Source organism: Acinetobacter sp. Ac_3412 (genome assembly GCF_013072675.1).
In the GTDB taxonomy this organism is placed as follows: domain Bacteria; phylum Pseudomonadota; class Gammaproteobacteria; order Pseudomonadales; family Moraxellaceae; genus Acinetobacter; species Acinetobacter higginsii.
The window spans coordinates 486258-510325 of record NZ_LXUJ01000009.1 but is presented as its reverse complement, the minus strand read 5'-3'; the positions used below and the strand labels follow the sequence as shown (position 1 = coordinate 510325).

Genomic DNA, 24068 nt, shown 5'->3' with positions numbered 1-24068 from the left:
AATAAACAATAAAACCTGAACAGAACAAAAGTGATCAATCTGACCACTTTTTAGTCAAATTATGAACAAATTACCCCATTTATGTTGGGTGAGGTTTTTGCATCTAAGGACACAATTGACAGCGCCATTGCATCAATAACTCGACTCAATGAACTACTCGCACCACTCACAATATCTTGTATCTGATTGTTCTTACCTGATACTGGCTGAGTAAACGTCATACGACATGCCAGCTGCTGATTTTGGGTTGAGTTCTGATCTAAGGTAATATTCGGATCATTACGCTTAATAATCCACGCAACCGAAACTTCAACATTTTTGTTGGCGATATCGGATGTATTAATGATATCAAAATGTGAAAAATCAGTTGCAACACGATAAGACACCTTGCCACCCACCATACCGCTGTTATAACGATCAACCGCACCAAGTTTTTGCTGTAAACCTGCAGACAGGTTATCTCTTAATTCTGCTCCAAGCGTGGAGGTCCAACGCTCGTTTTCCATGATTTTAGATTTACCTGCTGCATCCTGTATCACGATAGGCGCACGATTGATACGATCTGGTAATCCAACAGGCAATACTTCAATGACCTTAACCTTTGAACTTAGCAATGGAGAAACTTTGCTTGCCAAGGTGTAATAATTCGGTGTGGGTGACCCCGAACAAGCTGTGAGTAACACCGCAGCAGATAAGATGCTCACGCTACTGAGCACTCCTGCTACAGCAGATGAATGTTTAGCGATGATTGTTCTTATCATTTGTTTGCCTCTGCTTTTTTACCCCGAATCAATGATTCAGGATGCTGTTCAATATAATCAGCCATTAATTGTAAAGATGCCGCAGCTCGAGTCATTTGCTGCAATGCTTTACGCACATCCTGCTGCATTGGTGCATCACTGGATAAAATGGATTCACTCGATTGCATGGTTTTACGCACATCATTCAGCGTCGCTTGTAGACCAGGTGCGACTTTACCATCTAACTGTTTCACCAGTTTGTCTGTCGATTCAATGGTGGTGTTCATATTATTAAGCGTCTTACGAACATCTTGTCCAATTTCTTCGAGTGGGAACTTACTCACTTTATCCGCGATTTGTGAAACTTGCGCTTGTAAGCCACTCAACTCTGTTGCCGTGGTTGGTACTACAACACGCCCATCTGGTCTGGTAATTAAAGAAGCGGCTTTGGCTTTTGGAAACTTATCAAAGGCAATATAGTTCTGACCTGTTAATAAATTACCTGTCCGCATCTGCGCACGCCAACCTCTCTCAATAAAGTATTTAAAAATTTCGCCATCTGGATCAAGTTCTTTGCCATGCGCTAAACGCGATGGATAAATCACTGCATCCACGCGCATTCTTAAATGCGTATAAGACTGATCAAATTCGACGTTGATTGCTTTGACATTACCAATCTCAATACCCATAAAGTCAATTGGTGCACCCGCAGTTAAACCTCGAAGCGAATGATCAAAGTACATAATAATTGGACGCGGCTTACCATCAGGCTCCTTCATGGCCTCTTTGCGAGAGTCTGATAAAGTAAAATAACTATTGTCTGGTGCAATAGTACCAGCAGAATTTTCTGGATAGCCAAAGGCAATACCACCCGCGATAATACTGGCAAGCGATTGCGTATCCAGATTAAATCCTGATGCATTTAAAGTCACATCAACCCCACTGGCCTGCCAAAAACGCGCATCTGTGGTTACGAACTTATCGTAAGGAGATTGAATAAAGGTCTGTAGTTCAACACTTTTCCCATCAGCTGCCAATTTATATGCCGTAATCTGCCCGACATTAATCCTGCGATAGTAAATCGGCACGCCAACATCAAGTGATCCCAAGTCCTGTGCTTTTAAGAAAAAGACCTTACCTGGTATATCCGAAGACACTACAGGTGGAACTTCAAGCCCAGTAAAATTCTCTTGCTTCTGTTCAGCCTTCCCCCCATCGACTTCAATGTATGCCCCAGAGAGTAAGGTATCAATACCCGAAATACCTCCCGTTCCTACTCGAGGTCTCACCACCCAAAAACGCGAATCTTTGGCAGCAAAATTACTGGCATCTTTACGTAATTCGATTTTGGCAATGACATGCGAACGATCATCCGAAAGATCAATTTGTCGAACCAAACCAATATCGACCTGCTTATAGCGTACCGTGGTTTTCCCTGCAACCAAACCTTCTGCTGTTCGGAAAGACACTTCAATGGTTGGGCCTGTATCCAAAACGGCTTTTGCTGCAAGCGAAAGTGCGATTAAAAGCGCAACAAATGGAACCAGCCAAATCAGCGCAGGTCTCCAACGTCCCTTCTTTTTTTCAGGTTCGTCAAAGATTGCATCGTTCTGCGTTAACACCGTAGTGTTTTCTTCAGAATCTTGGCTATTCGGGGTATTTTCTGACATAGTGATCTTTCTTTTATAGGTCAAAAATAAGGCTCATCGTCAATCTTAACTTTTTAATTGATGAATCGCCGTTCCTTTCAAATGATTTGATTGTTGCGCATTCGCGTGACGCGCCTTGAAATAATTGTCCCAAATAATTCTTGGATCAAAACTGAGTGAAGCCAACATGGTCAACACCACTACAGCACCAAAAGCGACTGCGCCAGGCCCTGCCAAAATAGTGGCCAATGACTGAATTTGAATCAATGCAGTCAGCAATGCAACCACAAAGACATCGATCATCGACCACCGCCCAATAAATTCAACAATACGATACATCAGCGCACATTGTTCAGGGGTAAAATGCCATCTCGATGATGACTGCATATAGACTGAAATTAATAAAAAAATCAGAATCAATAGTTTTAAAATCGGGATAAAAATACTGGCCATAAAAATAACCACAGACACCAGATAATCACTATTTTGCCAGAAATAGATCACACCACTGATAATAGTATCTTGCTGACGCCCCAACAAAGAATCTGTTACCGTCATGGGTAGTACATTGGCTGGTATATATAAAATTGCTGCGGCGACCACCAAAGCAAAAGTACGATTTAAACTTTGTGGTTTACGTGAGTGCAAGGTACTTTTACATCTCGAACATTGAGCATGATTGTGCTGATCTGCGTGACTCGCTACAGCATTCAGTAATCCACAGCAATGACATTGAATGAGCCCAACCTGCTTTGCCCTGACATAATTTTTGATCTGTAAATCAACATCGGAAAGGTGTTCTACAATTGAACCGATCTCGGTGTCATGGTCGTGTTTTTGCTTCATCCCAAACTCCGATCAACTTCATCCCAGATATCTTTAATCTTGACCGAAGCGATATAGACCAAAAGCACGCTCAATAATGTAAATGCCCAGAGTGCGACACCAGGAATGACGGTGACCATCCCCACAAGTTTGACCAAGGTTACCAGTACACCAATTAAAAAAACCTCAACCATGCCCCATGTCCGAAACAGAAATAAGGCTCTCAGTGCCAAAGTCAAAAATTGAGGCCTAATCTTCAATACACTAATGAAGAAAAGCACATAACTGAGTAACAGCAACTCAATCAAGGGCACAATAAAGGTTGTGATCAGAATCAGCACCCCGACTAAGGCACGATCAATATGAAACATGGTCCATGCTGCACCAATCAAGGTGGTTTGCGAGGTATTGCCTTGAAGTTCAACAATGACGATAGGAAAACTATTGGCAATCACGAAGATAATCAATGCAGTAATGACCAGCGCCAGTAGGGATGAAAACGAACGGCTGCGGCGATAAAGTTCAGCACCACAACAAGTACAATAAGCGCGTTCGCCCGACGCCAACTCAACCTTACGGTAAATCGCGTCACATTCTTCACAACCCGCCAGTTCAGTGGGTCTGACTTGCTGACCAATTACGAAGGATGGATTATTTTTATTCGCCATAAAGTCAAACTCATCACACAGATTGTTTATTGTTTAAGAAATCGACTTAACCCATTTATACCTTTTATTTTTGCAATCACAACCAAGGACTATATTTCTTACACAATATGTAAACAAATCATCATCTAAAAGCATTCTTAATCATATCCATTGATGGCTTATTCAGTCTTTATCTGAAAGAGCAAAGCTCAGGTATAGGTAGTCTATCACCGACCAAGAGATCGCCCTATCATCATACATAAAAAAGACGAATAAGTTGCAGATCACGCCTACAACCTATTCGTCTACACGTTTATTTTTAAATAAAAATGTTATTTAAATGGCTTTGTTTTTATAAAAAATATTGTAGCTCGCATAACAGGCGATAATAAATAATACACAACAGACAAAACCGACTTGCATTGATGGATCGGTCACCATACTGATACAGGTAATCACACAGAACACACCACCTAAAATCGGGGTGAGTGGGAATAATGGTGCAGCAAATTTTAGGTCTTTGACTGTTTTACCCGATTTGATCCATTGTCTACGGAAGTTAAACTGGGAAACACAAATCGAAATCCATACCACCACCATGGTAAAAGCAGCAACACCCAATAAATTTTTGAAAATCGTTTCAGGTGCAAAATGTTCCGATAATAACCCTGGAATTGCGCCAAACATAGTCACAATAATCGCAATAATCGGTGTGCCTGAACGGGTTAATTTTGAAAACACCTTCGGTAACTGATTCTTTGCAGACAGTGACCACATCATTCGCGATGCAGCAAATAAACCGGAGTTTGCAGCAGATAAAAGTGCCGTAATAATCACAAAACGAATAATATCTTCTGCGTATGGAATCCCAATATAATTAAATACGGTAACAAATGGGCTATTGCTGACACTATTGGCATTTATACCTGCCATTTCATAAGGCAGTAATGCACAAATCACCACAATGGTACCCACAAAGAAAATCAACAAACGCCAAATCGCGGCATTGATTGCTTTAGGTACTGTTTTCGCAGGTTCTTCTGCCTCACCTGCCGCGACACCAATCAACTCTGTACCAGAGAATGCAAAGTTCACGATCAACATGGTCGCAAAAATTGGGAAAATACCATTTGGAAACCAGCCATGTTCCGTCAACTTACTGAACAACGGTGCCGACTCATGCCCATGATAAGAAATAAAGCCAAAGATAGCGGCTAAACCCAATCCAATAAAACAGATAATGGTCAGGACTTTAACCAAAGACAGCCAGAACTCTGACTCAGCAAATAGCCGTGTCGAACTGACATTCAAGCTAAACACCAGCCCTGCAAATAATAAGGTCCAGGTCCACATGGAAATAGACGGAAACCATTCCTGCATCAATAAAGCAGCGGCTGTAAATTCAGTCCCTAATGTTGCAGTCCACGTCAGCCAATACAACCACGTGATCATATAGCCTGTGCCTGGGCCAATATAGGTTCTGGCATACTCACCAAAAGAACCTGAAACTGGCATTTGTACAGCGAGTTCACCTAAACACAACATCACCATGTATGCAATCACACCACCCAGTAGGTAAGAGAGAATCGCACCGACTGGACCAGCCTGAGAAATGACATCACCAGAGCCTAAAAACAGCCCTGTTCCAATTGCACCACCTAAAGAAATCATGACCAGATGACGCTTGGTCATGGCACGTTTCAATGGTTTACCCACCTCAATCTCTGCGCTCGAAGTTTCCAATAAACTGGCAACATCCTGCTGTGGTACATATTGTCCACTCAGGGCTTGGCCTGAGGGAAATGTCTTTTCGTTATTGTTACTCATACACGGTCACTCCAACTGTATTCTTATGACAACCTGTCCTTGCTGTTTCACTTTCATAAAAACGAATATCTAAACGATATTCTTTGACACGTTTTGTTCTATTGAACATCCATATTCAAACTCCATTTCAACTATTCCTTGCCGACAGTTAAACTGTTAAAGCGGCGACTGTTTATTCAATTTTTTTTAAAATCAGTCCAGCCCGAAGCCCTGTTTTTACCTTAGGGTTTGGAAATAAAATCCAGACTTGTTGATCATGCGCGACATAATCCCCAGCCTGTTGTGTTGCAATCAACTCGCCTTTCTGAAAAGTAGAAAAGTTTGGTGCGTCAGCACTCAATTTGAGTTGAAAATCTTCACTTTGTTTTAAAATTGAATCCACCACCTTAAACTGGCGAATGTCGGATTTCTGTCTGATCGGCAATGCTTGATCTGCAAGAACTGCGCGCAGCATCTGGTCAGTACTGGCAAACTGGGCTAAATCATTGGCTCCAAAAGGTTTGGCCTTGCCTAGCTCCAAAGTACTACTCGCTGTCTGAAATTTTTCAGCCGTAAAGTGAGTAAAGGTTTTGCCTGCGGCATTGTGATAGACCAAAGCATCCAAATCAGCAGCCTCTAGACTTTGAATGAGGAATTCATCATAAGGCTGGCTTTGGTATGGAAATAGCGCAAAAACGGGTAACAATGAGGCACGAATTGCCGTATGCAGATCATAATGATAGCGCTGTGCTTGCGGCTGACTTTGTTCAAAAAACTGTGCTGTTACTTGCTCTAAGTGAGCAGCTCGTTCGGTTTCCTGATCTTGGGCTAAGTGCTGATAGGCCCCACAAAACATGCGGTTCATATCATTTTCAAGATAGCGCAACCCATGTCGAATCGCTTCAGGATTCCCCAACACAAACAGCACCCGTACTGCAAGCGTTAAACGCTCGGCAAATAGGTCATGAATAATTTGGTCCAATAGCTCGATCGGTGCAGTTTCATTGCCATGAATCCCAGCAGAAAGCAGCATGGTCTTTCCATAGTTTGTCTTCGGTGTACATTGCAATAGCCCTTCACCCAACCACTGCCATGTAAATCCCGTCGTCTCACCTTGCATCTGCACAGGCATTCGTTGCGTTAAAGTCAACGTTAATAGATCAACCATGTACTTTCATCCCTAAAAGCCGTTGTTTACTGTTTATTTTTGGAAGTGATAAACCGAACCTAAAGCTAAAATTTTGGTTAACTCATCTAATGCGGTACGGCTCTCGATCAACAAACTTGGATCGGCCAAATCGTCTTGTGTTAACTCATCACGATAGTGCTGATCGACCCACTGATTCAGCGTTTTGAACAATGCATCATTCATAAACAAGTTTGGATTCACCGCATTTAGTTCCGCTTCATTCACGGCAACACGCAATCTCAAACATGCAGGTCCACCACCATTACGCATACTTTCACGCAGATCAAACACCTTGATGTCATCAATTGGCGTACCCATTTGAATCATGTCATTCAAGTAGCTCCATACCGCCTTGTTATGGCGTGATTCCTCTGGTACCACAATACTCATGCCACCATCTGCACGGGTCAAAATCTGGCTGTTGAACAAATAAGTCGAGACCGCATCTTCAACGCTGACACGATTGTCAGGGACTTCAATCGAGATAAAATCTTGTTCGATCCCCGCCATTTTTTGACGGATTTCATCCAATGCCGCAGCTTGATTCAAAAAGGCTTGTTGATGGTGGAACAAGACCTGTTGATTACTCACGGCGATCACATCGTTATGAAATACACCTTGATCAATCACATCTGGATTTTGCTGAATGAACACGGTCCGTTTCGCATCCAAACGATGTAAACGAGCAATTGCCTCACTTGCCTCGCGGGTTTGACGCGCAGGAAATTTCTGCGGTGCAACCGTTCCACCCAGTTGTTGCTGTCCATAAACAAAAACCTGTACACCCGCCTGATCATATCCACCACCAAGACGGTTATGATTGGCTGCCCCTTCATCACCAAATAAGGCGGTTTCAGGCAGTGCTTCATGATGCGCGAAATATACATCATTATTGAACATCGCTTGAAGAATACGCGTGGTCGTATGATGCTCAATTGATCGATGGAACTTATTATTTAAGTTTGCAGCGGTAAAATGCATGCGTTTGTCAGCACTATCTGCCGATGGCGACACCGTACATGAGTTGGCCGTCCACATCGATGAGGCTGAACTCAATGACGATAACAAGGCCGGTGCAGTACGCATCGCTTGGCTAATCACGTCAATATCACTGCCCGTAAAACCCAAACGGCGTAGCGTTGGCACATGCGGACGTTCTTGTGGGGCAAACACACCTTGCTTGAGTCCTAAATCCGCAAGGGCTTTCATTTTCATCAAGCCTTGTTTTGCAGCCAGCTTAGGATTTGACGCGTTATTACGGTTCTTGGTTGATGCGACATTCCCAAACGACAAACCCGCATAATGATGGGTCGGCCCCACTAAACCATCAAAATTAATTTCATAACCTGACATTTTATTCTCCCTGTGTCCCGATACGAGCCGACTTACAGCACAATGCCCGGTGATAATTTTGAAGGTAAAGTAACGCTGTCACTTTCAAGTGAAGCCATTGGCCATGCACTATAGTCTGCTGCATAGAAAGCACTGGCACGATGATTACCCGACGCGCCAACACCACCAAATGGTGCGGCACTTGAAGCACCTGTTAATGGTTTATTCCAATTCACAATGCCTGCACGCGCTTCAATCAGTACACGATCAAATAAATTACGGTCAGGTGAAACCAAGCCCACTGCCAAACCAAAGCGAGTGTTATTGGCAATGTTCAAGGCTTCATCGAAACTGTTATAGCGATAAATCGTGGTGAGCGGGCCGAAGTATTCATCATCAGGAATATCGGTCACCTGAGTAACATCTAAAATACCCGCCGTGAGTAATGAGCTATCGGCTTGTGGACGGGTCATTTCTAAAAGCGGTTTTGCACCCAAAGCAATCAGTTTGCTTTGCGCTACCAACATTTGTTCTGCTGCATGTGCAGAAATCACCCCGCCCATAAAGGGTTGAGGTTCAGCATTCCACGCACCAACAACCAAATTTTTAGCGACTTCAACAAAACGTTGAATGAAGGCATCGCCATTGGCACCCTGCTTGACAATAATACGGCGTGCACAAGTACAACGTTGTCCCGCAGAAACGAAAGCGGATTGAATCGCTAAATTCACTACGGCATCGATATCGCTGGCTTCATCAATGATCAGGGCATTATTGCCGCCCATTTCCAAAGCAAGGATTTTTTCAGGTGCACCTGCCATTTGTTTATGCAAGTGATAGCCTGTATTGGCACTGCCCGTAAACAGTAAACCATCAATTTGTTCTGCTGCTGCAAGTGCTTCACCCGTGCTGCGTCCACCTTGTACGATATTCAGCACACCGTTTGGTAGACCTGCTTGCTGCCATAATTTTGCAGTTTCTTCAGCCGTCCAAGGCGTGAGTTCACTTGGTTTAAATACCACTGTATTACCCGCAATCAATGCAGGAACAATATGACCATTTGGCAAGTGACCCGGGAAGTTATACGGGCCAAATACAGCGAGAACACCATGTGGACGATGACGTAGTGAAGCCACGCCATCTGGCATTTCAGTTTCGCTAAAACCTGTCCGTTGATGATAAGCACGAATCGAAATCGCCACTTTGCCAATCATCGACTGTACTTCAGTCAAGGTTTCCCAAAGTGGTTTACTGGTTTCTTGGCTAATCACTTCGGCCAATTGGGTTTTATGCTGTTCTAATAATCCAGCAAAACGCTCAATGGTCGCGATACGGTCTTCGATTGGCAAACGTGCCCATACAGGAAATGCTTGACGCGCTGCATCGCATGCCTGTGCAACATCGGCTGGGCTTGCTTCATGCCCCGCCCAAATTTGCTCGTTGCTAACCGGATTGGTTTTTTCGAATGCGCTTCCTTGTCCTTGAACCCAAGCACCATCAATTAATAATGCACCTTGTGACATTAGTTATTCTCCATTTTTTCTAATGCTAAGACACGGACTTGATCGTGTTCAGCAATATTCAGTGCCTGTGCTTGTGCTGCCGTCATATGCAAAGTCTCACTTTCATCAACTTTGTTATTGATCAGCAACACGGCGTAATCTTGGTATTGGTCATTGGCAACCAAAAAATGTGTCTCTGTACTTTCGACTTGCTCAGTGAATTTAACTTTGAGCAAGCGGCTCTCTTTCACTGCCCGTAACTCAGCAGTATTGGCTTCCAATGTTGGACCAGCATCGAAAATATCAACATAACCTTGATATTTAAGACCTTCTGACATCAACACTTTTGCCGCAGGCAGCGTATGTGGGTGTACCTCTGCAATCACCTCACGTGCCTCTGAGCTCAGTAAATCTACGTAGACTGGAAATCTAGGCATCAGCTCTGCAATAAAGGCTTTTTGCCCCACACCACTCAGATAGTCTGCGGCAGCAAAATCCATATTGAAGAATAAATAGCCCAAGGAATCCCAAAAAGGTGACTGTCCGTTTTGATCCGAGAAACCGCGCATTTCAGCAATCAATCTTTCTTCAAAAAAAGAGCGGAATGCGGCAATAAACAGAAAACGAACTTTGGATAAAAATTTGCCGTTTTGGTTTTTGCGATATTCAGGATCAAGGAACAAAGTGCAGAGTTCGCTACAACCGGTATGGTCATTACTTAAAAACAAGGTGTCTAAAGTCTTATACACATTTAAGGCTTTAGAGGCATGCACCTGTTTGGCCACACGAAAGTTGTAGAACGGCTCATTCAACCCAACCGCAACTTCAATTGCACTTACACCCACAATTTTGTGAATGCTGGTGTCTTCCAATACAAATAGATAACTTGCCTCGCACTTTTCGGATAAGCCGTCTAAAGTGCGAGTGGTACGTGTAATACGTTCAGCCAAGATGTCTTTATTTTGTGGTAAGGAAGTCAGGCCAATGCCAGACTCCCCCGCTCGTTGCGCTAAACGATAAATATCATCTAAGTCCCGATGCGCTGCATGTCGAACAATCATCATGGGCAGATGCTCACGGCAGACTTAGAGGCGTGCTAATGCACGAACAAAACGGCTTAGACCTTCATCAATATCGTGCTGAGGAATGATCAATGAAGGGGTAAAGCGAACCACATCTGCACCGGCTACCAAGGCCAATAACCCTTCTTCACCCGCTAAGGTCACGATATTCTTCGCTTTGCCAGCATGTTCATCTTTCAATACACAACCGATTAACAAACCTTGACCACGGATTTCTTTGAACAATCCGTACTCAGCATTGATTTTGTTTAAGGCATCGATGAAATATTGATGACGTTGTTTAACGCCGTCTAATACTTCTGGTGTATTGATAAATTCAAATACCGCGCCAGCAACTGCACAAGCCAATGGGTTACCACCATAAGTGGTGCCGTGATCGCCGACTGCATACATGTTGGCATAATGGTCTGTAGTGATCATTGCACCAATCGGGAAACCACCACCCAATGCTTTTGCAGTGGTCAAAATGTCAGGCGTTACGCCTGTATTCATATAGGCATACAAAGAACCTGTACGACCCACACCCGTTTGTACTTCATCAAAAATCAGCACGGCACCTTTTTCATCACACAGTGCACGCAAGCCTTTTAAGAATTCAATATCTGCTGGCAGAACGCCACCTTCGCCTTGAATCGGCTCGACAATGACTGCACAAGTATTTTCAGTGATCGCTGCTTTTGCTGCTTCAAGGTCATTAAATGCAGTATGTTCAATGCCACCCGGTAATGGTGCAAAGTCTTGAGAATATTTTGGCTGACCACCTGCTGTTACGGTAAATAAAGTACGACCGTGGAAGGCATTCTTAAATGCAACAATCTGGTTCTTATTTGCATTGCCACTCAGCAAACCGACTTTACGTGCCAGTTTTAATGCAGCTTCGTTGGCTTCTGCACCCGAGTTACAGAAAAAGACTTTGTCAGCAAAGGTGCTATCCACCAATTGTTTCGCTAAGCGCAATACAGGCTCGTTGGTATAACCATTCCCAATGTGCCAAAGTTTTTGCGCTTGTTCAGTTAAGGCTTTTACTGCAACAGGATGTGCATGACCCAAGGCATTTACCGCGATACCACCTGCAAAATCAATATATTCCTTATCGTTTTGATCCCAAAGACGTGACCCTTCGCCACGCACTAAAATGAAATTTGCTGGGGCAAAAACTGGAACCATCCAATCATTAAAATTGCTACGTGTAATTGCGACTTCGCTCATTTTATTTACTCACTTCCTGTTTTAATCTTCAGGCTTGTTGAATGCTCAACAAGCCCTTCACCTTAATTTTATAAATGACTTAACCTGGGAAAATACCGCGTTCTTTACGCGCTTTCAGAATACGTTCACATGCCAAAATATAAGCTGCGGTACGTAAGCTACATTCCTTCTGTGCTGCCGTGTTCCAAACATCAGCAATCGCTTGGATCATCAACTTATCAAGACGTTCATTGATTTCATCCTCGGTCCAGAAGTAACTCGCCATATCTTGAACCCATTCAAAATAACTAACAGTTACACCACCCGCGTTACAGATCACGTCAGGAACAACGGTAATGTCGCGACTGACAAATACATCATCTGCTTCTGGATAGGTTGGGCCGTTCGCGCCTTCAAGTACGATTTTCGCTTTCAATTTTTGTGCACGTTCAACCGTAATCTGACCTTCCAATGCCGCAGGAATGAGAATGTCCATATCAACCGTCCAGAATTCTTCGTCTGAGATCACAGTTGAATCAACAAAGCCTATCACGCCGCCTGTTTCAACGACATGCTTTTGCAGTGCTTTAACATCCAAGCCTTCTGCATTGAAAATGGTACCGGTATGGTCTTGTACAGCAACGATTTTTGCGCCTGCGTGGCTAAACAAATAAGCGGCTTCATTTCCGACGTTACCGAAGCCTTGCACAGCGACTTTGCTGCCTTCGACTGGTAATTTAATGCGTTCCGCAACCTGCATACCCGTTACGAATACACCACGGCCTGTTGCACGAACACGACCAAGTGAACCACCTAAATGTACAGGTTTGCCTGTTACCACACCTGTTACGGTATGACCTTTGATACTTGAATAGGTATCCATCATCCAGCCCATAATATTGGCATTGGTGCCGACATCTGGCGCAGGAATATCAATTTGAGGACCAATGATTGGACTGATTTCACTGGTGAAACGACGAGTTAAACGCTCTAATTCACGCGCTGAAAGTTCTTTTGGATTGACACGAATACCACCTTTGGCACCACCGAACGGCAGGTTCAGCACTGCAGTTTTAATGGTCATCCATGCAGATAAAGCCATGACTTCATTCAGTTCAACATCTTGGTGATAGCGGATACCGCCTTTACCAGGACCACGTGATAAATTGTGCTGTACACGGTAACCTTCAAAATGGCGAATTGAACCATCGTCCATCACGATTGGAACATCAACGATAAGCGTACGCTTTGGGGTTTTCAGTGTGTTGACAAAGTTACTGAGGTCCGCATCCAAATAAGGTGCCACTCGATCTACTTGAGTGAGAAAAGTTTGCCAAGCACTGCCAGTTTGAGCCGCATATGATAAAGACATCATCTATTCCTTAATTAATCAATTGTCCCTGTTATTCACAGATTCCCTTTGTTTAAGGGCGTCCTACCCCCATCCTCCCTGATGCGCATTCAGCTTCTTTCGTGCCGAAGTGAAAATGCTTGGGGTGTTGTATTGTTATTATTATTAAGAATCAAATTGATTCACAAAATTCGTTATAATGATTAAAATGAATTATTTTTTATCAATTTGCTAATAGAAAGAATCAAAATGAACAATATCGATCATATTATATTAGGCTTACTCAAAGACAATGCACGGATGTCGATTACCGACTTGGCAGCAAAAACACGGGTGTCACGTGCCACCGTGCAGAAACGAATTGAATATATGGAATCAACGGGGATCATCACAGGCTATACCGTACGTTTCCGTCCCAATGCTGAAAAAAATATCATTCGGGCATGGATGAATATCATGGTAGAAGGTACGCGAGCACAGGCGGTAATTCGAGAGTTACGCTTAGAATCAGCCGTTGAGCGACTGCATACCACCAATGGTAAATGGGATATTCTGGTTGAGTTGCAATCTGATAGTTTGGAAAACTTTGATAAAGCGCTGGAACGAATCCGAAATATTTCAGGGATTTACAATAGTGAAACCAGTATTTTGCTCTCCACCTATAAGACCTAAAAAAAGGGACTCTAGCTAGAGTCCCTTTTTAAATAAAATGGCTTAATAACTAACACGGCGGTAGTTACGATATTCTGGTGTCCAAAAATTATCTTCAATCGCTTGTTTCAACACATCATTACTCAACGGTACCGCCAAGCCATCAGCCATAGCAGCTTTTGCCACTTTAAAGGCAATAAACTTAGACACCTGTTGAATATCGTTGATATTTGGTAATAAATCCGCTGCGGCATTTTTCAAACGTGGTGAACAATCTGCCAAAGCTGTACTTGCAGCCATTAACATCGAGTCACTGATATGGGTTGCACCACAAGCAATCACACCTAAGCCAATCCCAGGGAAAATATAGGAGTTATTACACTGTGCAATGCTATACACCTTGCCTTGATAATAGATCGGTGCAAAAGGACTCCCTGTTGCCACAATTGCAGCACCTTGCGTCCACTCAATAATATCTTTAGGTTGTGCTTCAACTTGTGAAGTCGGGTTCGATAATGGCAATACAATTGGATGCTTATAATATTTAGCTAAGGTTTTGATGACTTCTTCACTAAACAAACCTGCCTGCCCAGAAACCCCAATCAAGATACTTGGTTTGGCATTCTTGACCACGTCCAACAAAGCAACATTGTCACCTGTATATTCCCAAGTGCTGATTGCATTGACGGGTGTAGCAAGTTTTTGCTGAAAATCGAGTAAGTTTGGTTGTTGATCGGTCATCAAACCGAAACGATCCACCATAAAGATACGCGAACGTGCTTCATGGTCACTCAGACCTTCATCCATCATCTGTCTAACGATCTGTTCAGCAATACCACAACCTGCTGAGCCTGCGCCAACAAAAGTAACCGTTTGGTCTTTCAGTTGTTTGCCTTGTGCCCTTGAGGCAGCAATGAGGGTCGCAACAGTGACTGCTGCCGTGCCTTGAATATCATCATTAAAACAGCAAATTTTATCGCGGTACTGAGTCAATAAAGGCATGGCATTGGTTTGCGCAAAATCTTCAAATTGAATCAGCACATCTGGCCAACGCTGACGTACTGCCGTAATAATTTGCTCAACAAATTCATAATATTGCTCACCACGGATACGCGGCTGTTTCCACCCCATATAAATTGGATCATCAAGCAATTCTTGGTTATTGGTACCGACATCAATGGTGATCGGCAAAGTATAAGCAGGACTAATCCCACCACATGCGGTATAGAGTGACAATTTGCCAATTGGAATACCCATGCCACCAATACCCTGATCGCCAAGACCTAAGATACGTTCACCGTCAGTAATCACAATCACTTTCACGTTTTTCTTGTTGACGTTATGGATAATTTGATCGATGTATTGGCGCTCTGGATAAGAGATAAAAATACCACGGTGACGGCGGTAGATATCCGAAAAGCGCTGACAGGCTTCACCAACTGTTGGGGTATAAATGATCGGCAGCATTTCATCTAAATGCTGACTCAATAGGTTATAGAACAGGGTTTCATTGGTGTCTTGAATATTTCGCAAATAAATATGCTTATTCAAGTCACTATCGAAGGAAAGGTACTGCTGATACGAACGCTGAGTCTGCTCTTCAATATTCTCAATATTGTACGGAACTAGACCATGCAAGTTAAAATTCTCTCGTTCTTCTTCCGAAAAAGCAGAGCCTTTATTTAACAAAGGGAGTTCTAAAAGAGCGTTTCCAGCATAGTGAATATATAAAGGTTTTTTGATTTTACTAAGGTTCACAGACATACTTTACTCTTTAGACTCTCTCTCGAATGTACAAAAAATGGATTTGCTGACGTACTTTAAAAAAGTGCTTTGGCATGGGCAATAATTTACACCAATCAGAGCACAAAACCGAATAAACTGGCGGTATGTAAACCAATTCAACATTTAGTAAATAAATAGTAAACCCTATTTTGGATCACTTTTTAATCTTCTTGCAACATTTTGAATTATTTTTGCACCAACATCGCTTTAGAATTGTAGTGATATCGTTTTACAAGCTTTGCAATAGACATCTATCTCAAATAAGGAGCGGCTACTGCAAGTTATAACAATCTATCTTAAGCAGTGAAGATTTACTTTTTTAAAATCGCATGACACCCGATCATCTGAGTTTAGTTTTCAAATCTTTTTTCTTCTTATCGTTCACCACACTACGACTAAACCCTTTAAAACCGACAAGATGGGACAATTTTGCCCTATCTCTTGCAAATGATCACCAGTTTTATATGATCTAAGTGAAAGCATTGCTCACCTTATAACGCTCCTTGTTTGATCATGAGCAATGCCTTCATCCATAAAAATTAAACCAAGATGGTGATACCCCCAAAATCAATTTCACCCAACCCGGAAACGAATAGACAGTTAAAATATAAAGGTTGTTTATATGAAAAAATTAGGCCTTATTCTTCTTTTTACGTTCTTTGTGTCAGCTTGTTCAGAAAAGATGCCAGAGGTTAATGATGAAAACTGTAAACCAGAGAACATTAGAAAGATTGAAGACGGTGCGAACCGAGCTGATTTTGGTAGCAAGTGCTTTCGTCGTGGAAAGATCGAACCTACCAACCGTGATAAAGGTTACTAGATAATAAAGAATATTAATTGGGTTTTATAAGTCCACATAAGAACTTTCTTAAATCAAAGAATTTAATATGATGATGCTGATGTAATGGTCCGTATTGTAGAAAGTCTGGATTAAATGCAATATGCATAAAAGAAAGTTCAGTTAAACCTTCTTTTATGCCCGTTTAAATCATTCAATGGTCTTGTTAAAACTGAATCTAATCTCAATGGTTTCAATACCCGTCCGAATGCTTTAAGCCTTATTTTTTTTGGATTTCTTGCTAAAAAAACTTAAGGCATGCGAATAATGCGTCGGTGTAATCCGCTGAATCAGATCCAGTACTTTGGCGTCATTACCAATCAAGATCCGTGCTTTATCCGCTTTCACCGCATCTAGAATCACTTTGGCCGCCTGCTCTGGTGGTGTTTTTAAAACCTTATTAAATGCCTGACTGGCTTTGGCTGGATTCATGCCTAGGCTCCGAATACTGTCACTCATCCGTGCACTATTGGCAATATTGGTGCGGATTCCTCCTGGATGTACACAGGTTGCACTGAGACCATCATTTTGAAGTTTTAATTCTTGTCGTAAGGCTTCGGTAAAACCACGAACTGCAAATTTAGTCGCGTTGTAGGCACTTTGAGTCGGTTGTGCAGTTAAGCCAAACAGACTTGAAATATTAATAATATGCCCTTCTCCACTTTGCTTGAGATAAGGCAAGAACTCTTTGGTGCCATAGACCACACCCCAGAAATTAATCTTAAAAATCCATTCCAGTTCATCATAGCTCATACCTTCAACTGTGCTGGCGAGTGCCACACCTGCGTTATTAAAAATCAGGTTGATCTTGCCATGGGCTTTGAAGCTGTCTTCTGCCCAGTCACGAACGGCTTGTTGATCAGAGACATCCAGTTTCGTCAATGTGACCTTGACTGGATATTGCTGTAACAATGCTTGTGTTTCTGCCAAACCTTTTTCATTGACATCACTCAGTGCTAAATGTGCGCCTTGCTGTGCCAATAAAATCGCCAGTTGTTGTCCAATACCAGATCCCGCGCCCGTAATTGCAGCGACTTTTTGATTAAAACTTTTCATATGATGACTCTATTTGAAGTTGATAAAAATTGGCAGCGTTTTGTCTAAACATGGCATGCAAAGCCTGATCACCATAAGGACTCAGCATTTGAATATAGGCATGGATTAAGTCATTTAAACGGGCATTTGGCTTATCCATGGGAAAATTGGATGCAAACATGATCCGCTCTGTACCAAATACCGCAATTGCATGTTGAATCATGGGCGTCAGTAAATGCACCATCTCTGCGATGCTTGCCGTTCGATCTTGCTGATAAAAACGGTGTCCTAATACGGGCATCATCAAACCAGAGATTTTGGCATGAACATTTTTCTGCTCTGCGAGTCGTGCTAGATTCTGTTGCCATTGTTTAAAAATGGCATCACGCTGCGATTGTGTCATTCCCGTTTTCTTGCCCACGGCTCCAAATAAACCAACAGGCGTCGCCAGATGGTCAAGCACAATACGTGTTTCAGGAAATTGCTGAGCGAGAGTTATTATTTCTGTTAATTGCGTGGAATAGCCCCAAGCATCAAAAGATAAATCCAGTTTTGCCAGTTGTTCAAAGCCTTGTAGAAATTTCTTGTTCTGGTATAAATGTGGCCGATCACACCAACGGTAAACACCCTTGTCTTGATGCCAAGCCGCCATTTTACGAATACCGCGAAAGCGTGGGCTCGCCTGCTGATGGGCTTGAATAATATCTTTGAACTTTCGATCTCTTGGGTCGGCTGTTGCAACAATTGCACCTAGTTTTAGACCCTGTACATTAAAATCTAATTGCTGAATCCAATCCGTTTCTTCAACCACACCAAAGCCTTTGTGGTGATGCCAGTTGGCTTCGACATGGACCACACTCTCGACTAAAAATGGCGAAGTGTCTGCCTGATAATGCTCAGGTAAATAAGGACGCAATGCGTATTCTGTTAAGCCTAAACTATCCAATAAAGGCTTAGGCTTGACCAATCTGACCACTCGATCCATCACTCTCGGATATTTCCCCAAAGTTTTGACCAATAAGGCTGCTGAATGCGGTGTGTGATAAGGATCCCACTGATGAATATGCGGGTCGATAATTGCAAAATCTAATCTTGTCATTGTTGTACTCGATATAAGCTCAGCGCATAAAATCTGAAATGATGCTCATCCATGACATCTCTAATATTTCTAAATATAGTGCTTGTGGCTTTAGCCTACTGAACAAAGCATTATGAATAAAATGATTTATTTAAATATTTAAGTATGAATTGTATTCATTCATTAGCAAAAATAATAAATGCATTATCAATACTTTAATTTTTATAAATCTTGCCATTATTGTAAATGATTCCTATTTAACTATACTTAAGCCCCTTATTGCATGCTCAACCGCCTTTTAAGCCCAATAAGTTGATTACGCTCCTGCATCAACCTAATTTTCTGTATCGCACTGGTATCCCTATGTCTGCTTTCTCCCCACGCAAAAATCTTATTACTGTTGAAATTTTAAAACAAAGCAGCCCATTCCTTTTATCTTTAATACCTGTGCTGTCGTGGGCAGAAACGACCTCAGAACACCCCACGCAACTCGCAACTATTAATGTTCAAGCTGAACAATCCTCCAGTTATATCGCCGCACAAACAGCATCAACCTTACGCGGTAATCAAAACAATCTAGAAAGCCCACAAACCGTAAATGTGGTGTCTAAACAATATATGAAAGATTATTTGCCAGCAAACTTGGATAATGCACTGACCCAAGTCAGCGGCATTACGCAGGGCAATACTTTGGGTGGTACTCAAGATACCGTCATGAAACGGGGTTTTGGTGATAATCGTGATGGCTCGATTACTGTGAATGGCATGCCGATTGTGCAAGGTCGTACCATGAATGCTGCGGTTGAACAGGTTGAAGTTTTAAAAGGGCCTGCGTCTTTACTCTATGGCATTATGGACCCAGGTGGTGTGGTCAATGTCATTACAAAAAAACCTGAAACGACGCAAAAAACTGAATTTTCAGTTTATGGTTCAAGCTTCGCCGCAGGTAAAAATGGTTTAGGTGCAAGTCTGGATACTACGGGTGCAATCAGTGACAGTAACTTTGCCTATCGTTTTATTGCCGATCATTCCGATGCAGACTACTGGCGTAATTTCGGTAATCTCAAACAGACTTTAATTGCGCCCTCATTGGGTTGGGATAATGGTCAGACTAAAGTCAATTTAAGTTATCAATATCGTGACTTTGACGTACCTTTTGATCGCTCAACCATTTTTGATCCTAAAACGAAACAAGCCTTACCGATCTCGAAATATCAACGCTTAGATGAAGCCTTTAACCAAATGAAAGGTGAAGCTCATTTGGCACAACTATTGGTTGATCATCAGCTTAATGATAACTGGTCAGCTCACTTGGGTTATAGCTATAACTATGAAACCTATGATGCCAATCAACTCCGTGTGACCAAGCTAAATACGGCCAACCATACGGTGACACGCCGTACCGATGCCACCTTAAACGCAGAAAGTATAGACAGTAATGCTCAAGCCTATCTCAATGGTTCGGTCAATTTACTGGGTTTAAAGCATGATATTCAAATTGGTTCAGATATCGAATACCGTAAATATTTCCGTCCAGATATGGTTCGTGGTGATAGCTCAACCTTAGATTATTTAAATCCCAAGTTTGGAACTGTTGAAGCATCTAAAAATATCGTTGCATCCGATAGCGACCAAACCGATAAATTGCATACCTATGGTTTTTATCTGCAAGATGCGATTCACTTAAATGAAAACTGGATTGCCGTACTCGGTGGCCGTTATCTGAATTATCAACAGACCGCTGGACGTGGACGACCATTTAAGGAAAATACCAATATCAAAGACGATGCTTGGCTCCCGCATGCGGGCTTAGTCTATCAATGGAATGATCAGCTGTCTTTCTATGGCAGCTATACCGAATCCCTCAAACCCTCGTCTTCAATTGCACCTTTAGGCGGCAATGCAGTCATTGATGCTGATGTCAAACCTGAGCAAGCCAAATCTTATGAAGTCGGTGCAAAATACGAGTTCAATGAGCGTATTAAAGCCAACTTTGCTGTCTATGATATTAAAAAACGTAATGTTTTAGCCAAAGTCACCAACCCATCGAGCAATGAAATTGAACTACATACCACAGGTGCAGTCCGTTCCAAAGGCGCTGAACTCGACCTGACAGGCCGTCTGACTGATCAACTTGATGCAACCCTGACCTACGCCTATACCAATGCCAAAGTCACTGAAGATGAGCTTGGTCTGCAAGGCAATCGCTTGAGTAATGTCGCACGAGATACAGCATCTCTGGCCTTAGCCTATAATTATGGTGAACTTTATAATGGCAAATTACGTTTAGGTCTCAGTGGCAATTATGTCGGTAAACGTGCGGGAGACTCAGAAAATAGCTTTGACCTGCCTGAGTATGCACTGACCAATGCCTTTGTCAGTTATGACACCACCATTGCCAAACAAGCGGTTAATTTTCAATTTAATTTAAATAATATCTTTGATAAAACCTACTATACGGCCAGCGTTAATAATCTGGCGGTGTCTCAAGGGGATTCTCGTCAAGCGGTATTACGTGCCACTTTTAAATTCTAATAGAGGATCAGCGCAGTAAGTTCATTATGAAAAAAATTCTTACGATCATGATGATGATCCTTGCCTTTAGTACATGGACATCCTCTGTTTACGCCCAAACACGGATTGCCCTGATTTCACAGCTCAAAGGTTCTTCCTTTGCCACCGATGTTGCGATTCAAAATTACTTGCAACGCAAGGGCTATCAAGTTGAAGTCATTGATCAATCTGTTTCCCCCAACAGTTTAACAAACACCGATCTAGTGATTATCTCTTCAACGGTGGCATCCAAAAATCTTCAATCGGGTTGGCGACAGCTGCCGATTCCACTGATGACATGGGAAAATGATTATCTGGATGATTTAGCCATGACAAGTAAACGCATCAATACAGATTTTGGTGAAGTCGAGAAAGAACGTTATTTGTGGCTGGTCAATGCACCACATCCCCTATCTGCGCATCTTTCCGCGGGAACACGTAACGTCTATAAATCACAAGCACCAATGAGTTGGGGTAAACCAGGACTCGGTGCCACCATCATTGCGACTATCTATGGGCAACCTGAAAAAGTCGCAATCTGGGGCTATGAAAAAGGTGCGACCATGGATTATGAGTCGCTAGCACCGGCAAAACGACTGATGTTTTTTCTCAATAACGAGACCTTTAGCAATCTGTCTGAGGATGGATTGAAACTATTTGATGCTGCAATTCAGTGGTCACTGAATAAGTAAAATCCCAACTTAGATTTCAATGCACTGATGCAGTTCACTCTGCATCAGTGCAAATTATCATCTATACATTTGCTCGAACACTTTAAAATACTTCCTGACTTATCGCGGCCCTAAATACTTTCGGAGCACACCCAAAGCTTTGCGCAAAAGCACGACTAAAAGCGGCTTGAGAGGAATAGCCGACGCATTCAGCAACTTGTGCAATATTTTTATCGGTTTCTTGGAGCAATTGGCTGGCCAATTTCATCCGCCAATTTTTTAAATACAGCATAGGGGGTACGCCAACCAACTCAACAAATTTTTTGGAAAAACTGGAGCGAGATTGTTTGGTCAGTTGAGCAAGCGACGCAACATCCCATTCATAAGCAGGTTGTGCATGTATCAATGATAATGCCTTACTCATGATTGGATCGCGTAATGCAGAAATCCAACTTTGATGTTCAATCTTCTCCGTTGCTAACCAAAACCGTATCGACCAGACCAACAATAAATCAATGATTCGAGACAGCATGACTCGACTGCCAAGTGCTGGGTGTTCAAGCTCAAGCTTGATTGCAGCAACTGTCATGGGTACCCATTCCGCGACTTTTTCAGCATTATGATGTGACGGTACATGAATGTAACTCGGCAATCCTTCTGCAATCGCCTCTCCATAAATACCGTTCAATTCAAAAGTACAGCTAATCACAGATGCTTCCGTTGTTTGTCCACTTACGATTTCAATCGAATGCTCAAGCTTCGTTGGCAAGACAACAATGTCTCCAGCTTTTAAGATCAGCTCAAGATTAAGTCGTTTAATTTTAATTCTGCAACTTGCATTTTGAATAATATGGATATAAGCATATCGGGCAGGAAAGCACAGTTTGTTGTCTGCTAAGAGATTTTCTACGCCATAGATTTCACCCGAGATATCGGCAAAGCGATAAATATCAAAGAAGATATCGGTTAACACCTGCGGATCATACTCATCACTCATTTTATGCTTTTGTCCTTAAAAGTGTTTCTGCAAAAACATTGGCGTTTCAGTTATTGTGAAAGCATAACAAAACACCAATAATCTTTTGAGAAGATTTCGTTAGTATAAAAAACACCCACCACTTCATATCTCTTTATACCGTAAAGCTTCCACTATTAAATACTGAAAATTCAATACAATAGCATTTATCTAGGAGATAAATATGAGTACTCAACCGACCATTATTCTCGTACACGGTTTTTGGGGCGGTGCAGCCCATTGGACCAAAGTGATTACTGAATTGTCCCATCAAGGTTATAAGGCCTTACGTGCCGTGGAACTTCCATTAACCTCTCTCGCAGATGACGTTGAACGAACTCAAAAAATGATTGCCCAAGTTGATGGTGATGTGCTTTTGGTGGGTCATTCTTACGGCGGAGCAGTCATTACCGAAGCAGGTAATCATCCAAATGTCGTAGGTTTGGTTTATATTGCCGCCTTTGCACCAGATAGCAATGAAAGCCCAGGGGCAATTACCCAACAACATTTACCTGTTGCAGCGCCGAATCTAGAACCAGATAGTGATGGTTATCTTTGGTTAAAAGTAGATAAATTTCACGAAAGTTTCTGTCAGGATCTCACCCAAGATGAAGGCTTTGCCATGGGTGTCACTCAAAAGGCGCCTTTAGCCAGTACCTTTGGCGATAACATTAGCAACCCAGCTTGGAAAACCAAACCTTCTTGGTATCAAATTTCAACTCAAGACCGAATGATTAGCCCAGAAAACCAAGCGGTGATGTCAGATCGTTTAAATGCTAAAAAAGTGATTTCTTTAAATGCAAGTCATGCTTCATTGGCTTCACAACCGAAAGAAGTGACTGCCTTAATTACTGAAGCTGCTACATTTTTGGCAAAATAAATATAATCCTCTAGCAAATAGGGAATAATATTATTCCCTATTTACCTGTCTTAACCCAGCTTCAACAACACACAGAAATTGCTGCTTATAAAACATATTCCCAGATAATGTAGCCTAGACCGAATCCGAGGAATGCATACAGTGTAATGATAAAGAATACAAAACTGGCATTATTCTTTTTTTTCAAAAAACTCATATCGGCACCTTTGGCTTTGCTCAACTCATGCTGCTATAGTGCAATAAGATACAGA

Annotated in this window: 21 protein-coding genes; 5 read left to right on the top strand and 16 right to left on the bottom strand. The window is 42.3% G+C overall.

Going from position 1 to position 24068, the window contains the following annotated elements; all coding sequences use genetic code 11:
* Nucleotides 1-59: 59 nt before the first annotated feature.
* The 11 genes from A7P54_RS10605 to A7P54_RS10555 all read right to left on the bottom strand — a co-directional run bounded on the left by A7P54_RS10605 (nucleotide 60) and on the right by A7P54_RS10555 (nucleotide 13332).
* Complete coding sequence (locus A7P54_RS10605; RefSeq protein WP_171549549.1) at nucleotides 60-761, bottom strand: PqiC family protein; 702 nt, start codon at nucleotides 759-761, stop codon at nucleotides 60-62.
* The gene (locus A7P54_RS10600; protein WP_171549691.1) at nucleotides 758-2416 is read right to left on the bottom strand and encodes an MlaD family protein; all 1659 of its coding nucleotides are present in this window, start codon (nucleotides 2414-2416) and stop codon (nucleotides 758-760) included. Before A7P54_RS10600 ends, A7P54_RS10605 begins: the two co-directional genes overlap by 4 nt.
* Before the next feature lie 39 nt (nucleotides 2417-2455).
* The gene (locus tag A7P54_RS10595; protein ID WP_171549548.1) at nucleotides 2456-3235 is read right to left on the bottom strand and encodes a paraquat-inducible protein A; all 780 of its coding nucleotides are present in this window, start codon (nucleotides 3233-3235) and stop codon (nucleotides 2456-2458) included.
* Nucleotides 3232-3882, bottom strand: a complete 651-nt coding sequence (locus A7P54_RS10590) for a paraquat-inducible protein A (RefSeq protein WP_171549547.1) — start codon at nucleotides 3880-3882, stop codon at nucleotides 3232-3234. The genes A7P54_RS10595 and A7P54_RS10590 overlap by 4 nt, the downstream gene beginning before the upstream one ends.
* 315 nt (nucleotides 3883-4197) lie before the next feature.
* Entirely contained in the window at nucleotides 4198-5688 is a 1491-nt protein-coding gene (locus tag A7P54_RS10585; protein WP_242725289.1) for an amino acid permease, read from the bottom strand.
* A gap of 172 nt (nucleotides 5689-5860) precedes the next feature.
* Nucleotides 5861-6835 carry a succinylglutamate desuccinylase gene (astE, locus tag A7P54_RS10580; protein ID WP_171549546.1) on the bottom strand — a complete coding sequence of 325 codons (975 nt, stop codon included), beginning with the start codon at nucleotides 6833-6835 and terminating at the stop codon, nucleotides 5861-5863.
* Nucleotides 6836-6868: 33 nt separating this feature from the next.
* Nucleotides 6869-8209: an N-succinylarginine dihydrolase gene (astB, locus tag A7P54_RS10575; protein ID WP_171549545.1), complete on the bottom strand. Its 1341-nt coding sequence runs from the start codon at nucleotides 8207-8209 to the stop codon at nucleotides 6869-6871.
* A gap of 32 nt (nucleotides 8210-8241) precedes the next feature.
* A complete protein-coding gene (astD, locus tag A7P54_RS10570; protein ID WP_171549544.1) occupies nucleotides 8242-9711 on the bottom strand; it encodes a succinylglutamate-semialdehyde dehydrogenase in 1470 nt (489 codons plus the stop codon).
* A complete protein-coding gene (gene astA, locus A7P54_RS10565; RefSeq protein WP_171549543.1) occupies nucleotides 9711-10754 on the bottom strand; it encodes an arginine N-succinyltransferase in 1044 nt (347 codons plus the stop codon). Before astA ends, astD begins: the two co-directional genes overlap by 1 nt.
* Before the next feature lie 21 nt (nucleotides 10755-10775).
* Complete coding sequence (locus tag A7P54_RS10560; protein WP_005205143.1) at nucleotides 10776-11981, bottom strand: aspartate aminotransferase family protein; 1206 nt, start codon at nucleotides 11979-11981, stop codon at nucleotides 10776-10778.
* A gap of 79 nt (nucleotides 11982-12060) precedes the next feature.
* Nucleotides 12061-13332 carry a Glu/Leu/Phe/Val dehydrogenase gene (locus A7P54_RS10555; RefSeq protein ID WP_171549542.1) on the bottom strand — a complete coding sequence of 424 codons (1272 nt, stop codon included), beginning with the start codon at nucleotides 13330-13332 and terminating at the stop codon, nucleotides 12061-12063.
* Between the two features lie 228 nt (nucleotides 13333-13560).
* Here A7P54_RS10555 and A7P54_RS10550 point away from each other — a divergent pair, with 228 nt between their 5' ends.
* On the top strand, nucleotides 13561-13983 hold the full coding sequence (locus tag A7P54_RS10550) for an Lrp/AsnC family transcriptional regulator (protein WP_004654809.1): 423 nt from the start codon (nucleotides 13561-13563) through the stop codon (nucleotides 13981-13983).
* 42 nt (nucleotides 13984-14025) lie between these two features.
* Here the strand turns inward: A7P54_RS10550 and A7P54_RS10545 are convergent, their stop codons facing one another.
* Nucleotides 14026-15726, bottom strand: coding sequence for an NAD-dependent malic enzyme (locus tag A7P54_RS10545; protein WP_005321811.1), 1701 nt, complete (start codon nucleotides 15724-15726; stop codon nucleotides 14026-14028).
* 643 nt (nucleotides 15727-16369) lie between these two features.
* Between A7P54_RS10545 and trbK the strand changes: the two genes are divergently transcribed.
* Nucleotides 16370-16567, top strand: a complete 198-nt coding sequence (trbK, locus tag A7P54_RS10540; protein WP_171549541.1) for an entry exclusion lipoprotein TrbK — start codon at nucleotides 16370-16372, stop codon at nucleotides 16565-16567.
* 231 nt (nucleotides 16568-16798) lie between these two features.
* Here the strand turns inward: trbK and A7P54_RS10535 are convergent, their stop codons facing one another.
* Nucleotides 16799-17641 carry an SDR family NAD(P)-dependent oxidoreductase gene (locus A7P54_RS10535; RefSeq protein WP_171549540.1) on the bottom strand — a complete coding sequence of 281 codons (843 nt, stop codon included), beginning with the start codon at nucleotides 17639-17641 and terminating at the stop codon, nucleotides 16799-16801.
* The gene (locus A7P54_RS10530) at nucleotides 17628-18719 is read right to left on the bottom strand and encodes an amidohydrolase family protein (RefSeq protein WP_171549539.1); all 1092 of its coding nucleotides are present in this window, start codon (nucleotides 18717-18719) and stop codon (nucleotides 17628-17630) included. The genes A7P54_RS10535 and A7P54_RS10530 overlap by 14 nt, the downstream gene beginning before the upstream one ends.
* Nucleotides 18720-19061: 342 nt before the next feature.
* Here A7P54_RS10530 and A7P54_RS10525 point away from each other — a divergent pair, with 342 nt between their 5' ends.
* Both A7P54_RS10525 and A7P54_RS10520 read left to right on the top strand, forming a co-directional pair.
* Nucleotides 19062-21233, top strand: coding sequence for a TonB-dependent siderophore receptor (locus A7P54_RS10525; protein ID WP_171549538.1), 2172 nt, complete (start codon nucleotides 19062-19064; stop codon nucleotides 21231-21233).
* 26 nt (nucleotides 21234-21259) lie between these two features.
* Entirely contained in the window at nucleotides 21260-21943 is a 684-nt protein-coding gene (locus A7P54_RS10520) for a hypothetical protein (RefSeq protein WP_171549537.1), read from the top strand.
* An 82-nt stretch (nucleotides 21944-22025) separates the two neighbouring features.
* On the opposite strand, the gene A7P54_RS10515 is transcribed toward A7P54_RS10520, so the two are convergent.
* On the bottom strand, nucleotides 22026-22919 hold the full coding sequence (locus A7P54_RS10515) for an AraC family transcriptional regulator (RefSeq protein ID WP_171549536.1): 894 nt from the start codon (nucleotides 22917-22919) through the stop codon (nucleotides 22026-22028).
* Nucleotides 22920-23121: 202 nt separating this feature from the next.
* Here A7P54_RS10515 and A7P54_RS10510 point away from each other — a divergent pair, with 202 nt between their 5' ends.
* On the top strand, nucleotides 23122-23817 hold the full coding sequence (locus A7P54_RS10510; RefSeq protein WP_005205159.1) for an alpha/beta hydrolase: 696 nt from the start codon (nucleotides 23122-23124) through the stop codon (nucleotides 23815-23817).
* A gap of 85 nt (nucleotides 23818-23902) precedes the next feature.
* On the opposite strand, the gene A7P54_RS10505 is transcribed toward A7P54_RS10510, so the two are convergent.
* Entirely contained in the window at nucleotides 23903-24013 is a 111-nt protein-coding gene (locus A7P54_RS10505; protein ID WP_085942822.1) for a hypothetical protein, read from the bottom strand.
* Nucleotides 24014-24068: the final 55 nt, after the last annotated feature.

Excerpts from the sequence above, each read along its gene's own strand:
- A7P54_RS10585 (WP_242725289.1), bottom strand. The coding sequence starts at position 5,688 with ATGAGTAACAATAACGAAAAGACATTTCCCTCAGGCCAAGCCCTGAGT.
- A7P54_RS10505 (WP_085942822.1), bottom strand. The coding sequence starts at position 24,013 with ATGAGTTTTTTGAAAAAAAAGAATAATGCCAGTTTTGTATTCTTTATC.
- A7P54_RS10520 (WP_171549537.1), top strand. The coding sequence starts at position 21,260 with ATGAAAAAAATTCTTACGATCATGATGATGATCCTTGCCTTTAGTACA.
- astE (WP_171549546.1), bottom strand. The coding sequence starts at position 6,835 with ATGGTTGATCTATTAACGTTGACTTTAACGCAACGAATGCCTGTGCAG.
- A7P54_RS10545 (WP_005321811.1), bottom strand. The coding sequence starts at position 15,726 with ATGTCTGTGAACCTTAGTAAAATCAAAAAACCTTTATATATTCACTAT.
- A7P54_RS10595 (WP_171549548.1), bottom strand. The coding sequence starts at position 3,235 with ATGAAGCAAAAACACGACCATGACACCGAGATCGGTTCAATTGTAGAA.
- A7P54_RS10530 (WP_171549539.1), bottom strand. The coding sequence starts at position 18,719 with ATGACAAGATTAGATTTTGCAATTATCGACCCGCATATTCATCAGTGG.
- A7P54_RS10510 (WP_005205159.1), top strand. The coding sequence starts at position 23,122 with ATGAGTACTCAACCGACCATTATTCTCGTACACGGTTTTTGGGGCGGT.
- A7P54_RS10515 (WP_171549536.1), bottom strand. The coding sequence starts at position 22,919 with ATGAGTGATGAGTATGATCCGCAGGTGTTAACCGATATCTTCTTTGAT.
- A7P54_RS10550 (WP_004654809.1), top strand. The coding sequence starts at position 13,561 with ATGAACAATATCGATCATATTATATTAGGCTTACTCAAAGACAATGCA.
- A7P54_RS10525 (WP_171549538.1), top strand. The coding sequence starts at position 19,062 with ATGTCTGCTTTCTCCCCACGCAAAAATCTTATTACTGTTGAAATTTTA.
- astD (WP_171549544.1), bottom strand. The coding sequence starts at position 9,711 with ATGTCACAAGGTGCATTATTAATTGATGGTGCTTGGGTTCAAGGACAA.
- A7P54_RS10555 (WP_171549542.1), bottom strand. The coding sequence starts at position 13,332 with ATGTCTTTATCATATGCGGCTCAAACTGGCAGTGCTTGGCAAACTTTT.
- astA (WP_171549543.1), bottom strand. The coding sequence starts at position 10,754 with ATGATGATTGTTCGACATGCAGCGCATCGGGACTTAGATGATATTTAT.
- A7P54_RS10590 (WP_171549547.1), bottom strand. The coding sequence starts at position 3,882 with ATGGCGAATAAAAATAATCCATCCTTCGTAATTGGTCAGCAAGTCAGA.
- A7P54_RS10535 (WP_171549540.1), bottom strand. The coding sequence starts at position 17,641 with ATGAAAAGTTTTAATCAAAAAGTCGCTGCAATTACGGGCGCGGGATCT.
- A7P54_RS10560 (WP_005205143.1), bottom strand. The coding sequence starts at position 11,981 with ATGAGCGAAGTCGCAATTACACGTAGCAATTTTAATGATTGGATGGTT.
- A7P54_RS10605 (WP_171549549.1), bottom strand. The coding sequence starts at position 761 with ATGATAAGAACAATCATCGCTAAACATTCATCTGCTGTAGCAGGAGTG.
- astB (WP_171549545.1), bottom strand. The coding sequence starts at position 8,209 with ATGTCAGGTTATGAAATTAATTTTGATGGTTTAGTGGGGCCGACCCAT.
- trbK (WP_171549541.1), top strand. The coding sequence starts at position 16,370 with ATGAAAAAATTAGGCCTTATTCTTCTTTTTACGTTCTTTGTGTCAGCT.